The 13,945-nt window shown below is 44.2% G+C and carries 16 protein-coding genes; 11 read left to right on the top strand and 5 right to left on the bottom strand.

Annotated features, from left to right (window positions below):
- The first annotated feature begins 1 nt into the window (after position 1).
- Entirely contained in the window at positions 2 to 325 is a 324-nt protein-coding gene (locus ATY38_RS17155) for a hypothetical protein (RefSeq protein WP_418006930.1), read from the top strand.
- A complete protein-coding gene (locus ATY38_RS17150; protein WP_418006929.1) occupies positions 295 to 675 on the top strand; it encodes a DNA repair protein RecN in 381 nt (126 codons plus the stop codon). The genes ATY38_RS17155 and ATY38_RS17150 overlap by 31 nt, the downstream gene beginning before the upstream one ends.
- A gap of 139 nt (positions 676 to 814) precedes the next feature.
- Here the strand turns inward: ATY38_RS17150 and ATY38_RS15290 are convergent, their stop codons facing one another.
- The 4 genes from ATY38_RS15290 to ATY38_RS16760 all read right to left on the bottom strand — a co-directional run bounded on the left by ATY38_RS15290 (position 815) and on the right by ATY38_RS16760 (position 4,078).
- Positions 815 to 1,009, bottom strand: a complete 195-nt coding sequence (locus ATY38_RS15290; protein ID WP_062560034.1) for a hypothetical protein — start codon at positions 1,007 to 1,009, stop codon at positions 815 to 817.
- 209 nt (positions 1,010 to 1,218) lie between these two features.
- Positions 1,219 to 2,691, bottom strand: a complete 1,473-nt coding sequence (locus ATY38_RS15285) for a fused MFS/spermidine synthase (RefSeq protein WP_235590343.1) — start codon at positions 2,689 to 2,691, stop codon at positions 1,219 to 1,221.
- An 87-nt stretch (positions 2,692 to 2,778) separates the two neighbouring features.
- Positions 2,779 to 3,348: an amidohydrolase family protein gene (locus ATY38_RS16765; protein WP_235590341.1), complete on the bottom strand. Its 570-nt coding sequence runs from the start codon at positions 3,346 to 3,348 to the stop codon at positions 2,779 to 2,781.
- Positions 3,302 to 4,078, bottom strand: coding sequence for a hypothetical protein (locus ATY38_RS16760; protein ID WP_235590339.1), 777 nt, complete (start codon positions 4,076 to 4,078; stop codon positions 3,302 to 3,304). The genes ATY38_RS16765 and ATY38_RS16760 overlap by 47 nt, the downstream gene beginning before the upstream one ends.
- A 758-nt stretch (positions 4,079 to 4,836) precedes the next feature.
- Between ATY38_RS16760 and ATY38_RS15275 the strand changes: the two genes are divergently transcribed.
- The 3 genes from ATY38_RS15275 to ATY38_RS15265 all read left to right on the top strand — a co-directional run bounded on the left by ATY38_RS15275 (position 4,837) and on the right by ATY38_RS15265 (position 6,832).
- Entirely contained in the window at positions 4,837 to 5,592 is a 756-nt protein-coding gene (locus tag ATY38_RS15275) for a hypothetical protein (protein WP_074701428.1), read from the top strand.
- Between the two features lie 90 nt (positions 5,593 to 5,682).
- The gene (locus ATY38_RS15270; RefSeq protein WP_158441747.1) at positions 5,683 to 6,273 is read left to right on the top strand and encodes a HEAT repeat domain-containing protein; all 591 of its coding nucleotides are present in this window, start codon (positions 5,683 to 5,685) and stop codon (positions 6,271 to 6,273) included.
- Between the two features lie 97 nt (positions 6,274 to 6,370).
- Positions 6,371 to 6,832 (top strand): hypothetical protein, encoded by a 462-nt coding sequence (locus tag ATY38_RS15265; RefSeq protein ID WP_062557491.1) that lies wholly within the window; start codon positions 6,371 to 6,373, stop codon positions 6,830 to 6,832.
- A gap of 432 nt (positions 6,833 to 7,264) precedes the next feature.
- Here ATY38_RS15265 and ATY38_RS16160 read toward each other — a convergent pair whose 3' ends face one another.
- Positions 7,265 to 7,429 (bottom strand): hypothetical protein, encoded by a 165-nt coding sequence (locus ATY38_RS16160; RefSeq protein ID WP_158441746.1) that lies wholly within the window; start codon positions 7,427 to 7,429, stop codon positions 7,265 to 7,267.
- 260 nt (positions 7,430 to 7,689) lie between these two features.
- Here ATY38_RS16160 and ATY38_RS15675 point away from each other — a divergent pair.
- From ATY38_RS15675 to ATY38_RS15225, 6 genes are all read left to right on the top strand, one after another.
- Positions 7,690 to 8,441 (top strand): IS5 family transposase gene (locus ATY38_RS15675; protein WP_082632977.1). Its coding sequence is split into 2 segments (ribosomal slippage): positions 7,690 to 7,986 and positions 7,989 to 8,441, totalling 750 coding nucleotides; the frame shifts between segments, so codons are not numbered across the junction.
- Positions 8,442 to 9,025: 584 nt separating this feature from the next.
- Entirely contained in the window at positions 9,026 to 9,289 is a 264-nt protein-coding gene (gene rpsT, locus ATY38_RS15245) for a 30S ribosomal protein S20 (RefSeq protein WP_062557489.1), read from the top strand.
- Between the two features lie 273 nt (positions 9,290 to 9,562).
- Positions 9,563 to 11,275, top strand: a complete 1,713-nt coding sequence (locus tag ATY38_RS15240; protein ID WP_062557488.1) for a multiheme c-type cytochrome — start codon at positions 9,563 to 9,565, stop codon at positions 11,273 to 11,275.
- Complete coding sequence (gene haoB, locus ATY38_RS15235; protein WP_235590251.1) at positions 11,272 to 12,303, top strand: hydroxylamine oxidation protein HaoB; 1,032 nt, start codon at positions 11,272 to 11,274, stop codon at positions 12,301 to 12,303. Before ATY38_RS15240 ends, haoB begins: the two co-directional genes overlap by 4 nt.
- Positions 12,304 to 12,432: 129 nt before the next feature.
- Entirely contained in the window at positions 12,433 to 13,155 is a 723-nt protein-coding gene (gene cycA / locus ATY38_RS15230; protein ID WP_062557487.1) for a cytochrome c-550 CycA, read from the top strand.
- Positions 13,155 to 13,838 (top strand): NapC/NirT family cytochrome c, encoded by a 684-nt coding sequence (locus tag ATY38_RS15225; RefSeq protein ID WP_062558620.1) that lies wholly within the window; start codon positions 13,155 to 13,157, stop codon positions 13,836 to 13,838. Before cycA ends, ATY38_RS15225 begins: the two co-directional genes overlap by 1 nt.
- Positions 13,839 to 13,945 lie beyond the last annotated feature (107 nt).

Genomic DNA, 13,945 nt, shown 5'->3' with positions numbered 1-13,945 from the left:
CTTGGACTCAGAATCGGATATCAATCATTTGCAAGTACTCGAAACTGCTGCGTTTACTAGCTATCGTAGTCAAGCCGAGATGCTAAGTCAGGTACGAAAAAAAGCCGGTAAAGAGTTGTCATTGCAGGTGACCGCGGCAATGCAGACGATTGCGATGGCTGGAGGTGAATTTTCAGTGTCATTAATGCCATTGGAAACAGGCAATGCCAATGGTCTGGAGCAGATTGAATTTCGGGTGGCTGCGCATCTGGGTCTGCCGTTGAGGCCCTTGACGAAGGTGGCTTCAGGAGGGAGTTGTCACGCATCAGTTTGGCAATTCAGGTAATTACCAGTAAAGTGAACGTTGTACCTACACTCATTTTTGACGAGGTTGATGTCGGAATCGGGGGACAAGTCGCGGAGATTGTCGGTCTTTTATTAAAGAAGCTTGGAAAAGACCGGCAAGTTTTGTGCATTACTCATTTGCCGCAGGTAGCTGCGACTGGTGATCAACACTTGCACGTGATGAAATGTCTCAATCAACAAGAGAAAAATATGCAGGTTGTCAGCAAAATGGCGTTTCTAAGTCCGCAGGAGCGTATTGAAGAAATTGCTCGTATGCTCGGTGGCGTCAATATCACGGAAACCACGCGGCAGCATGCGGCAGAAATGCTGCAAGGCGGTGCTGGTGATTAGTTTACTAACCCTGCCAACCAACACATGTCAACGGCATGAGCAGGTTATATCCTGTTCAAAGAAGATTCAAATTTTTGAAAAGAAAGACTCAGTGACGATTCAATGCCGTTTCCAGCATCATTAAGGCAACGCTTTGCTGTTATAGCAATTTGCTTGGAATCTTTTTCCTTAAGTGCTCGTTTTGTATCTGTTCCCGGGTTATGTCGTAGTAAATTTTCTTTCCATTGCGTGAAAGTAGTGTCTTGTGGCGAATTCCACTGTCATTCAGTAACTTTAGTGCATGATTGCGACTGACACCTCCGAGTTCGTCTGATATTTCCTTTAAGCTAAGCATATATATTATTTTCCATTGTTGAAAAGTTAATTGGGTTATCCAGGAATAATGAAATCCTAAATAATTCAATGTGGTCATTTAAGATATAGTAAAAAATGGATAATCATTGCTTCAAAAATTTCATTACTTAATTTAAGCAGTAAATTAATAGTTTCTTAATGCGGAACTTCCTGTTTTATTGTCATCATGACGATGAACATGGTGCCTGCTTATCGGATAAAGTGACGGGTGCCGATTGACTCAACGATCATCCGTCGATAATGTTCGGATTTGCGGATTTGTAACAGTTCGAGGTTACTGTGGTTATCTGTCAAAATGGTTCCATGCGTTGTATCAATATCCAACAATCGCTGTTTTAGCCAGGTACGATCGGAAAAAGGTATTAAATCATCGTTCAAATTAATGGCATGATTTGTGGCGAGAAAAATAAAATCATTGAAATCGCTTCCAGGGTCGGAAATGAATATTTGTTGATGCGAGAAGACTTGTGCTAATGTTCTTGAAACAGAAGCCAGTGCCGGATTTTTACCCTGATCCAGAAACGAGACAAAATTCAATGCAAGTATCCCATGCTCTGAAAGCAAGTTGTGCAATTGGGTTAATGCTTCAACTGTCAATAGGTGCGTGGGTTCGGTGCCACCTGTGAAAACATCCAGAATGATTAAGTCATAAGGACCTTTGAGCTGGCGAATTTCATAACGTGCATCGCCGATGATTCTGTCCCCTGTGGGAATAAAGTCGAAGTATTTACTGGCCGCTTCGGCCACAGCCAGATCAATTTCCAACGTATCCGTTACAATTGCTGCCTTATTCAAAGTCGCAACCATATGCCCGGCACCTTGACCAATTAATAAGGCTTTCTCAATATTGGATGAAAGATGAGGGATCTGTGCCACAATCTTCTGATAGGTCAGGAGATTTTCTCCATGGCTGATACTGGCGGCACCAATGGTGGAAGCATCCGCAGTAAGCAAGCGGATATTCTCTTTGGGTTTGTCAATGACACGCACCCAACCATATAAGCTTTCCCGTTCAAATCGGGTTTGGAAAGTATTGCTGAATTCAGCTTCTCCGGAACTGGCAATAGCGGGATATAAGCCTAATCCTATAGCCATCAACAGGGCAGTCGGTACCATAGTCGTAATGGATTTGTTTAAATATTTTCGCTCTATCCACGCTACAGCCATTGCAAGTATCAGTAGTGATACTCCCAAACCCATAAAAATTTCGCGGGAACCGACCAAGGGAAATAAGTAAAAGCCGAGAAATAACGTACCAATCACACTGCCGACTGTACTTACCGCATAAATCGATCCCGTACTGGCACCTACGTTAGCCAAGGCGGAAGTGGATAATTTAACCGCAAATGGTCCGACCATGCCCAGCATAATTAAGCTAGGGGAGAATAAGATCAGTGTGCTGACAAAGCTACCCAAGCGTAAACCCAGTGGATCCGTGGCCAGTAGAACCGGGCCGGTCAGCCAGGGAATAATGAGTGTTAATAATCCGGAAGCTGCGATGATGAGGGATAGTCCGGATCGAGCTCGATCAGCCCAGATTCCTCCCAGATAATAACCGATTGCCAGTGCGATCAGCGTAACGGCAATGAGTGAAGTCCAGACGTAAAGACTGGCGCCGTAGAAAGGCGCAATCAGTCGTGTGCCCAGAAGCTCTATAACCATGACGGCCGCCCCGGTGAGGAATACAGTGCAATAAAGCCAAGCTTTGCCAAAAATAATTGAAGAGGGGGAAGGATTCATAGTTATTTTTTAGTTTCTTATCTTGTTTTTCTTAAAGTCGTTGACAATGATACGGCCACCGGAAATGACCAAATCGGGATATTCCAGTAATTTAAACCGTTCAAACGGATTGCCGCGAACGGCGATGATATCCGCCGGAGCTTGCTTCATTAATGTACCCAGCAAAGGGTTATTCAAATGTTTTCCCGCTTCGGAAGTGGCCGACCTGAATACTCGTAGCACATCATTAAAGTCAATGCCGTCAGGACTGGTTAAATTCAACATCAACACCAATTCTTCGGCATTGATACCCCATGGCACATTGTCGTGACCAATTTCAGATCCATAGATAAATTTTGACTTCGTTGATGTGTTATGGGACATAATATGTGCAAGCTTATGCGTATTGGCATGAATGCCGGTACAGGCGGAGAGGGTATCTACCGTGGTTACAAAGGTTACATCTTGCTCTACCGCGCGGTGTAACAGGTCGTCGCGAATTTCTGCACAAGGTATATGCGCCCACTCATCCACGCCACCATCCAGCGCTAGTTCAACACCGGTATTTTCGCCGACATGCGCAGCTACTTTCCGGTTCAATGCGTGTTGCCTTAGTTACTATCGCCTTGATAATATCCAAAGAAAGCAATGGCCATGGGGTTTGTGGAATTTCGCCATGCCCGTGATTCGACATCCAAGGTGCGCCTGCTTCACCACCGGGCTCCAATGAAATTTTGATTACCGTCGAGCCGCCTGCGACTAGATCCGTTACAATTTTTTCCGCTTCTTCAATGGTGGCAACAGCTACGCCAATGGTGCCGTATTTGTCATGAGCAGGAGTTCCGTGATGACCGAAAATATTTAATGGATAGCCATCGACCGCCTGAATGATTGGGCCAGCACTCAAAATCCGTAAGCTGCCATTTCCTCCCATTGGTTTTAGCAACGGCCCGCCGGTATCCCGTACAGTGGTTATGCCATGCTGCAACACCTTATCACCGGGAATATTTTGAAATGTAATATGTGCATGGGTTTCAATAAAACCCGGCAGAATGGTCGCATCACCCAATTTTATTTTTCTACTGCATAATCCCTTTAAGTGGCTTGCATCGCCGACTTGAACAATTTGATTACCTTTGACCAGGACGGCTGCATTCTCATGTAATTCGAAGCCATCGAAAACGCGCTGGGCACTAAGCACATAGCAATGATTACCTGCAGATGCTGTCGTCGAATCACCCTGTGCAAAACCATTCAGGCTGAACGTGAATGCCAGAGCCAGAATGGTCAGTTGAGTTGTGATTTTGAATTGATCAGTTTTTATTTCCATATAATTCCTAAGTAATCATTCTTATAAATTTAAATTCTTCACGGGAGCTATAGTGATCTTGCAGTGCATTTGAGAAGAACGAGGTTGTAATTAATCTTTGTAGAGAGCCGGTAATTTCTATCGACTTGGATTGATTATCTGGAATTGTAAGTAAAAAGATTGATACTGGTAATGCGACAAATTGTCGCACTCACATAAATACTGAGTGGGAATGATATTGATTAATTTCTTCTAACTAATTGTTCAATAATGATTCGTGTGTGTTTGTGAGGACTCCTGTGTCAATGCAATAATTGCCTGCGGCAATTTGTCACATTGTTTTTCCATCGTGTGATCCCTATCATCCGTCCCTGAAGAAATTGCCATCTATCGCCTGGTGATTTTTTTAAATGATGTCTCGTTGAAAAACCTCTTGTGGTGCGAACGCTTGTATCTATGAAAGTTTTTCTTCTTGCCGTAAGGAATGAGAAGACAAGCGATCAATAGATAATTAAGCGCAATTAATACCCCGCAGCTTGCTGCGGGGTTTTTTTTGAAAGGCGGTAAAGGTGCGACAATTTGTCACATTGCTTTTACCCGGTAGAGAAAATATTATCGCACCCTGAAATAAGTTCTTTTCTTCAAATAGTAAGGATTTTCAGGGATGTAAGAAAAGAATAATTTTTCAGTTGCCCTTTGAGATCCACCTCAAAAGGCAACCTTAGTAAGAGAAATATAAATCATTCTATTAATAAGTTAAAAAAAGGGGTCTTTGTAACATGTTAACAAAGCAATTTAAGTGTTTTACCCATACTGCCTTAGCGACAACTTTGCTGTTGGGTCTCTCACAAAACGTATTATCGCATACTCGCCTGGAAATTCCTGTAGGAACCGAGGGAGTCCGAATCACTAATAACGTAGTTATTGGACACGGATGTGGAGATGGAACCTTCACAACTAAAAGTTCAGTGGTTTTTCCTGACGGCGTTGATTCAATTGTTAAAGTTAATGGCACGGTTGCAACCGATACTATTGATGCGCATGTTGTAAATTGGGGTAATCTGTTTCAGAAAGTATTGGATCCCAGTGTTTTCAAAGCAGAAGATGAAAAGACCGATGATAGCGGGAATGTAGTAGGGTTTTATGTCAAAGATGGCAAAATGCCGGATCATTACGCAAGCTATCTCAAATTCAGAGCAGGCGCGGTTTTGTTTGAACCGACATCATGTGCTTCGAGCGTGAAAATTGTTTTGGCCATTGCGGATATTTGCAAGCCAACAACGATAGCAGGCTTTGCTGAGGGCAAACTTAACCTCTGGACACCGGCGGTAGGATCGGACTATGACGGCCCTGGTCTGCATGGTTTTGATTCCCCAGCTACTTATACAGTGACTCGTGACTTGGCTAACAATCCTCTGCCTGAGAATTGCTCAGCGACAGGCGACACGGTTGACTTAATTCCATCCGCGGCGCAGATCAATCGTGATTTGCCGATTAAAAACAAGAAGGGTGTGCAGATTTGGCCGAAACCATAAGAAAATTAGCCATGTATTAGCTTTTTGTTGAAAGAGGAGATGGGCGGTGTGGGAGCTCTTGTTCATCTCCTAATTTTTGAGGGGGCCATAATGTTGAAATTACCAAACCATAAGAACGGGATTGCCATGCCGTTCGTTATTTTTTTTATGGCAGCTATTGGATTTTCCAAATATGCGCTTGCGGATGAAGCGGCAGTGAATTCAGTTTCCAGCCTGAATGCAATTCAAATTTATTGCATGGCGGAACAAGGAGATGTATCAGAGTCGGACGCTGATTTTACCGAAGCGATTGTTAACCTTGCAGCATCGAATGACCCGGCGCAACGAGTAAATGCATTGTCGCAATTGGCGGTGAAGGGCTCGATTGAATCTGGAATTTTACAAAAAATCCTGCAAGCTGCGATTCAGGACACTAATCCGCAAGTCAGAGGACAGGCGGTTTATGCCTTTGCGCAACAAGGTTGCGGCGATCTATTCGTGGTACTTGAGCAAGCGCTGCAAGATACTGAGCTATCAGTGCGGTTGATGGCGTTGGATAGCTTGGGTGACGATGCAAGAAGCGTGGTATTGCTGCAGCAAGTGGTTGAAGACGAAGATGAAGCGCAAGCCATCAAAGATCTCGCAACCATGAAACTGGAAGCTTTGTCCGCAAGCAATCAGACTCAAGATAATGGTATTTAAATAAAGCACCTTAGGTACAGCGGTATTGTGAAAAGCTATATCTGATGATCGTTCAAATAAAGTGAATGGAAAAAATAATTTTTAAAGGAGTTTATTAATGCAATTCTCAAATGTTAAGGGAATGCTAGTTCCGGTTTTTGGATTATTGGCAATCTACGCCAGTACAGTTTCGGCGCATAACCAGACGGGTAGTTTTACCACCGGCTTGGCCGCAGCTGTGGATTTTTATCAAGCGACCTGTTTTGACGATGGTAACGGTACGCCATCCTATCTTGAAGCACAGGTTAAGGATATGACAGCAAGCACCTCTAAAGTCAGTATCCTGGCGTATAAAGGAACCAGCTGTACCACGAACAAGTGTGCGCAATTTAGTGTCGATACTACGGATAGTAATACCACATACAGCCCTTTGGTTAAGATTACGCAAGGATCCGGTGTGTACAGCATATTCGTTATGCATACCGCAGCAGGGACGGATAGTTATGATGTGGCATTTCATTGCAAAACATCAACCGGAGCGCATACGGGCACCAGTGTAGTATCAAGACAACAGCAGTAAGGCTTCTTCGGCTCAATCCAATTGTTGCAGATACTTGAGGCGAGAGCATTATCAAGCTTTGTGCCGCGAGAGCTCAGTTTCGTGGTTACAATCAAAACGAACGATAATGCTCAAGCCCTATCCGCATCTCAAATTTATACCTAACATCCTAAGAAACATAGCGAGAACCCATCAATCCTGAATCGAATTGACTTTTATCAGAATAAGACCATCCTGTTGTGTTTCAATAAAGCCGGATATTTTGTTAAGGTGATTGGAAAACTAATTATCGAGGTGAAGGATGAAAAGATCAGAAAAACAAAAGACTCTATTCAGAGCAATTTGAAAATGGAAGTGGTGTCATTGGTTGTGCCGGAGGCAATTTAACTTGAAACGTAAATGGCTTGCAAGTAATATTTATCAAACCTGATAATTTTACATTAATTCAAACAGCTATGTATTGTTTGCTCCATCTTGAGCTTCTAGCTTGGGACCATGCTGCAACATTATGAATCGCTGATTAATGCTATTGCACAGGGAAAATTCCTGAATTTGGTATGTTTCAGTACGGCCTATATCGTTGGTCGGTTGATACTGAAGCGTTCCGAATTGTGTCATCTTCCAGACTCGTGTTTGATAAAGCCACCAGATTTCTTGGCGATTCACCAAGATTAAGGGAGTGCATTTGTTTTATACTGTAAACAAAGTTAGGAATTCTTACATATAATCGCTTAATTTACCGCTTGTTAACACCTTGCTACACTAACAAATTAAGCCTGCTAGCCTAGGGTCTGTTGACGTTTTGAGATAAGTATTTAATAGATAGAAACAAACTCGTAATATTGGGGTTCCCATACCACCAACAAAACGAGTTTGCGATGCCCCGATTGATGCTCAGTGATGAGTTCTGGTCGAAGCTGGAGAAGATTCTGCTTCAAGAAGCGATATATAACAAGCGCAATCTGCGCATGACAGTAGAAGGTATGCTGTATCGAATGCGGGTTGGCTGCCCGTGGCGAGACTTGCCTGAGGCATTTGGAAGCTGGAATTCCATCTACAAAAGATTCAATGCGTGGTCATTAAGCAGCAAATGGTTAAGGATTTTCAAGGCGTTGTCTATTGATCCGGATTGTGAATGGGAATTTATTGATGGCAGCTATGTTAAAGCGCACCAGCGCATAGTGCAGGCGCAGCGGACAAGGAACCACAGGCGATCGGGAAAAGCCGCGCAGGCAATACCACAAAGATTCACCTGGCGGTTGATAGTTATGGTTTACCAGCCGATTTTGAAATCACCGGTGGAGAAGTCAATGACTGTTCTATAGCACCTGATTTGATTGCCAAACTGCCTGACGCGAAAGCGATTGTTGCGGACAAAGGCTATGACAGCGAATGTATACGAGGACAGATAACGAAGAAAGGGGCTCGAGCTGTGATACCGAGAAAGCGCAACTCGTTGAAGGGCAACGCAGATATGGACTGGGGTTTGTATGGATACCGACATTTGGTGGAAAATGCTTTTGCCCGGCTAAAGCAGTATCGGGCAGTAGCGACACGATACGACAAACTGAAGAGAAATTTTGAGAGTATGGTAGCCATGGCATGTGGATATCTGTGGCTACCTATGTGAAATGTCAACAGACCCTAGAGTCCTTTATATTTTTCCAGATCGGTTATTCAGTTATTTTTAATTTTGATAAAATCCTTGTTTTGTTAGAACTAACTTATAAGTATTACGTAATATTATTAAAAAATAAATAAGGATAATTATGCTTTCAGTATTAAAAATTGGTGTGATTTTTATTTGCATTTTCGGATTGAGTTTTTTTTTCATCAATAACACTTGCTAGCTGTACCGGATGCTTATGCCCGGGCGATCCATGTAATCTTTGTCCATTACCTGCGATGCAGGATGATTCGCCGAAGCTAAATGAACCTGAGTTATGCGGTAAAATAAGAGAAAAAGTGCCACCGACCTCGGCACAACCTGGGTCTAACGAATATTTTCCCAATTTGGATATGTCAATTATGGTATGTGTCAACGAAGGCGGGGATGTTATAAGGAATAAACAGCGTAATTCGGAATTCCCTTCGAGATTTTATTGTAAGCCCCCGACATCTGATACCATGAGTAAATAAAAGAATTGTAAGTTGCAATATAAAAAAAAAGAAAGTAGTATCTAAGCCTTTTTTCTTTGAAGGAGCTAAGGAATTATGGCTAATAGTGCACAAGCGAGAAAGCGTGCAAGGCAAGCTGTCAAACGTAGAGAATACAATGTCAGTTTACGGTCTAAATTGCGTACTGCAATTAAATATGTAAGAAAAGCGATAGGGTCTGGGGATAAAGATCTGGCTCAAAATGTATTTAACAGTTCGATAGGTACTATTGATTCCATTACTGGAAAAGGTATTATTCACAAAAATAAGGCTGCGCGTTATAAAAGTCGATTATCTTCCGCGATTAAAATGATGAATTAGCGGGTAGCATAAAATTAATTTTTTTTTATAAAAAAGCAAAAATAAACTTAACTTATAGTAAGTAAGGCAAACTAAAAAAGTATATTAATATGTTGATTATAAATATTAATAATGAATATCTGACAGTACAAGGCTGACTAAGTAGTCTAAGGGAGGGGCTATCTGTTGAAGTTGGATGGATGGTTGGGGGCTATGAAGCGAAGGAAGGTGGTCTTTTGAGAGGCCGGGAAGATAAGAAGGGAAAAAAATTATGGAAAACCAAAGGAGAGAAAGATGAAAGCCAAGCGATGGGCTGGGGTAATAGCGGGGCTGTTAGGAGCTATGCTGATAGGGACGGCGCATGCGAACATACCGAGCGTTCCGGACGAATTGTATGAAGCATTGAAGTTGGATCGTGAGAAGGCGACGCCGAAGGAAGTATACGAAGCGGTGGTGAAGCGCTACAAGGATCCTGAGCAAGGAGCGGGGCCTGGAACGATGGCGCAGTATTGGGAACCGATACCGTATGGAATATATTTGGATCCTGCGACATTTTACAAATCGCCGACTTCGAATAAAGAGATAGCGAGCCGGAAGGAATGTGTAGAATGTCACACGGATGAATCGCCGGTATGGGTTCAGGCATGGAAGCGTAGTAGCCATGCGAATTTAGACAAGATTCGTAATCTTAAGCCGGATGACCCTACCTTTTATAAGAAAGGCAAGCTTGAGGACGTAGAGAAGAATTTGCGCTCTTTGGGTAAATTGGCGGAAGGCGAGAACCTGAAGGAAGTGGGGTGTATTGACTGTCACGTGGATGTTAATGCGAAGAAGAAAGCGGATCACACCAAAGACATCATTATGCCGACAGCGGATGTATGCGGTAAATGTCACTTGCAGGAATTTGTGGAACGGGAATCGGAACGTGACACGATGATTTGGCCGCACGGCCAATGGCCCGATGGACGCCCTTCGCACGCGCTGGACTATAAAGCCAACGTAGAAACCACTGTTTGGGCAGCGATGCCGCAACGCGAAGTAGCTGAAGGCTGCTCGATGTGTCATACGAATCAGAACAAATGCGACTCATGCCATACGCGCCATGAATTTTCAGCTGCGGAGTCGCGTAAGCCGGAAGCGTGTGCCACTTGCCATAGTGGTGTGGATCACAACAACTGGGAAGCTTACTCCATGTCCAAGCACGGCAAGATGGTGTCGATGCTGGGAGACAAATGGAACTGGGAAGTACAGTTGAAAGACGCCTATGAACTGGGCGGTCAAAATGCACCGACCTGTGCGGGTTGTCACATGGAATACGAAGGTGAATATAGCCATAACATGGTAAGGAAGATTCGGTGGGCGAACTATCCATTTGTTCCAGGTATAGCGGAAAACATTAATAGCGAATGGTCGGAAGCTCGTTTAGACTCGTGGGTGGTTACCTGTACCCAATGTCACTCGGAGCGTTTTGCACGTTCATATTTGGAATTGATGGACAAAGGCACGCTGGAAGGGTTGGCTAAGTATCAGGAAGCTAATGAAATTGTGCATACACTGTACAAGGAAGGTTTGTTGACAGGCCAAAAAACTAATCGTCCTGCTCCACCGCCACCGGAGAAAGAAGGCTATGCATATTTTGCACAGTTGTTCTGGTCGAAAGGCAACAGCCCTGCGGCGATTGAGCTCAAGGTGCTGGAAATGCACGAAAATGACCTGGCGAAGATGCATGTAGGCTTGGCGCACGTAAATCCGGGTGGATGGACTTATACGGAAGGCTGGGGTCCGATTAACCGTGCGTATGTTGAAATTCAAGACGAAAATACTCGTATCCGCGAGATGATTGCACTGCAGGAACGGGTGAAGAATCTTGAATCGAAACGCACCAGTTTACTTGACTTGGACGGCACAGCTGAGAAGATCTCACTGGGTGGTTTAGGTGGCGGCATGCTGCTCGCCGGAACACTGGCCTTGGCGGGTTGGCGCAAACGTAAGCAAAGTGAAGCTTGATAGGCGCTGACACGACAGACCGCGCCGCTCCGGTGGTGCGGTCAGGAGACAGGCTGCTCCCGTCATTAGGAATTTTTCTGGTGACGGGAGGATTGCTTTTATTGGGCTGGTTTGTGTATCTTTGGTTTAAACCGATACCGGCTCCCTATCAATATCAATTGGTAGAAGAAAGCGACAGCAGCAAGTTTAGTAAAATAGATTTGACAGGTTGGCCGGATTTAAAGCTTGGTCAGTACAAAGTACAAGCTGACGGAGTAGGCAAGCCGATCGCTGAATTCATTGTTGCAAGGCAAAATGATGGAGCGCCGGTACTGATCTACTGGAAGAATAGCACCAATGAAGTGCTCTACAATTTTGACAGAAAGCCATCGGAGCTTACTGTTCTGGCCGAGGCGATCAGCAAGTACGCTCCGAAAGATGCGCTGATACTATCCTGGTGGGACACCTCCCGGCAAATCAAACTGCTTACAGGGCACGACACGTTTTTTACTCATCACCTGAACGAACCCCTCATGATACCGGCTCCTTGGCTGGAGCACAGCAAAGAGATCCAGGCGTATGAAAAACAATTCTGGCAAAGCAAAGCGGATTCGGTGGAATTGGAACGATTTAAACACTTCAGTCGGGCACTGGCGGCACCAGCGGAAGACGGTATTAAGCAACTGCGGCAACTGATTGGTTCTGATCGTGAGACCTACCTGATTGTACACGTGACCGATGTCTATAAACTAGGGCTCATGTACCCGGAAAGTATAGGCGTTGCCTACCAGAATTTTCCGATGACAGGGAATATGCATGGCATGATCAATCAAATGAAAGTGCAAGTTAAGGAAAATAATTTTGACACCTATACACTGCAATCTGTTTCAGACAATGAGATCAGAGTATTTTTCCTGAGTGATGAAGAAAGTAGTCAGACGTTGTTGGCAAGGATGCTGCCATTTGTAGATAAGACTGCGCCGACGGAACAAGATCTGGCGCAACTGATCTACCAACAAGGAGGCTATTGGGTATATAAGCTACCTTAGAAATAAAAAATAGCCTTGAGCGACAATAAAACTCCCAAAAAAGCGGACACATAATCATTTACACAAAACGATGATAGCGTACAATACGAACCCATAAAATTTGAATTAAAAAAGTATAAAGGAGGAGAGATGAAACACGCGATAACCCATATATTGGCCATACTGGCGATGACTGCATTTTTCTCGGGCACAGTGTTGGCGGCGGATTTTGAAGGTCGTACGAAATGTAGTTCATGTCACAAATCGCAAGCTAAATCATGGAATGACACGGCGCATGCCAAAGCGATGGAATCGTTAAAACCGGGCACACGCAAGGAAGCTAAGATAAAAGCGAAGCTGGATCCGGATAAGGACTACACGCAAGACAAGGACTGTGTAGGCTGTCATGTTGATGGATGGGGCAAGAAAGGTGGCTATACGGTAGAAACACCGAAGAAGCCGCTAGCGGCAGTTGGTTGTGAATCCTGTCATGGACCTGGGAAGAGCTATCGGGGAGATCACCGTAAGGGAGGTCAGGCCTTTGAAAGCAAAGGCACTACCATGCAACGCAAAGTATTGGCAGACAAAGGGCAAGACTTTCATTTTGAAGAAGCTTGCAGTGCTTGTCATTTAAACTACGAAGGTTCGCCATGGAAAGGTGCGAAAGCTCCCTATACGCCATTTACTCCGGAAGTTGACGCGAAATACACATTTGATTTTGACAAGATGGTGAAGGATGTCAAAGCGATGCATGAGCATTACAAGCTTGATGGTACATTCGTAGGGGAACCCAAGTTCAAGTTTCATGATGAATTTCAAGCGAATGCCAAAGAGAAAGTGGCAGATAAAAAAGATAAAAAAGGAAAAGACTGATGAGCGGCTTACAGAAAGGTGCGATAGGGACACTACTGACAGGCGGGTTATTGGGGATATTGCTGGTAGCGGTGGTATTTGGAGGAGAAGCGGCGCTATCTACCGAAGAATTCTGCACCAGCTGTCACTCGATGACATATACGCAGACGGAACTCAAGGAATCGACTCATTATGGGGCACTAGGGGTGAATCCTGGCTGTAAGGACTGTCATATACCGCAAGGATTCAAGAATTTTCATTTAGCGTTATATACGCATGCGGTAGATGGTGCGAGAGAGCTTTATTTGGAATTGGTTAATGATTATTCGACGTTGGAGAAGTTTAATGAGCGTCGGCTGATTATGGCGCATGATGCGCGGATGAATTTGAAGAAATGGGACAGTGTAACATGCCGTGACTGTCATAGAGATCCGAATCCGCCTGGAGCGGATGCCCAGGAAGCGCATAAGAAGATGAAAACGGAAGGAGCGACGTGTATAGACTGTCATCAGAATCTGGTGCATGAGGAAGCGCCGATGACGGATCTGAATGCGAGTTTGGCTGCGGGCAAGATGGTGTTGAAGCCGGACGAAGATGAAGAAGATGAAGACGACGAAGAAGATGAGGAAGAAGACGAGGATAGTGCTAGTGAGGTAACCGCAAGCGAAGAGGATGATGATGAAGAGGATGACGATGACGAATAATTCCCTTCACGCTTAAGAGGGTATCTATCCTTTTTTTAAAAAGGATGCTCTAGATTTCTTTTGTGAGATTTTGATATAAAACATTACTTGAATGGCCCGCCTATGGC

The sequence above is a fragment of the Nitrosomonas ureae genome (genome assembly GCF_001455205.1).
GTDB lineage: Bacteria > Pseudomonadota > Gammaproteobacteria > Burkholderiales > Nitrosomonadaceae > Nitrosomonas > Nitrosomonas ureae.
Note: the sequence above shows the minus strand (reverse complement) of the source record. Positions and strands in the feature narration are given on the sequence as shown.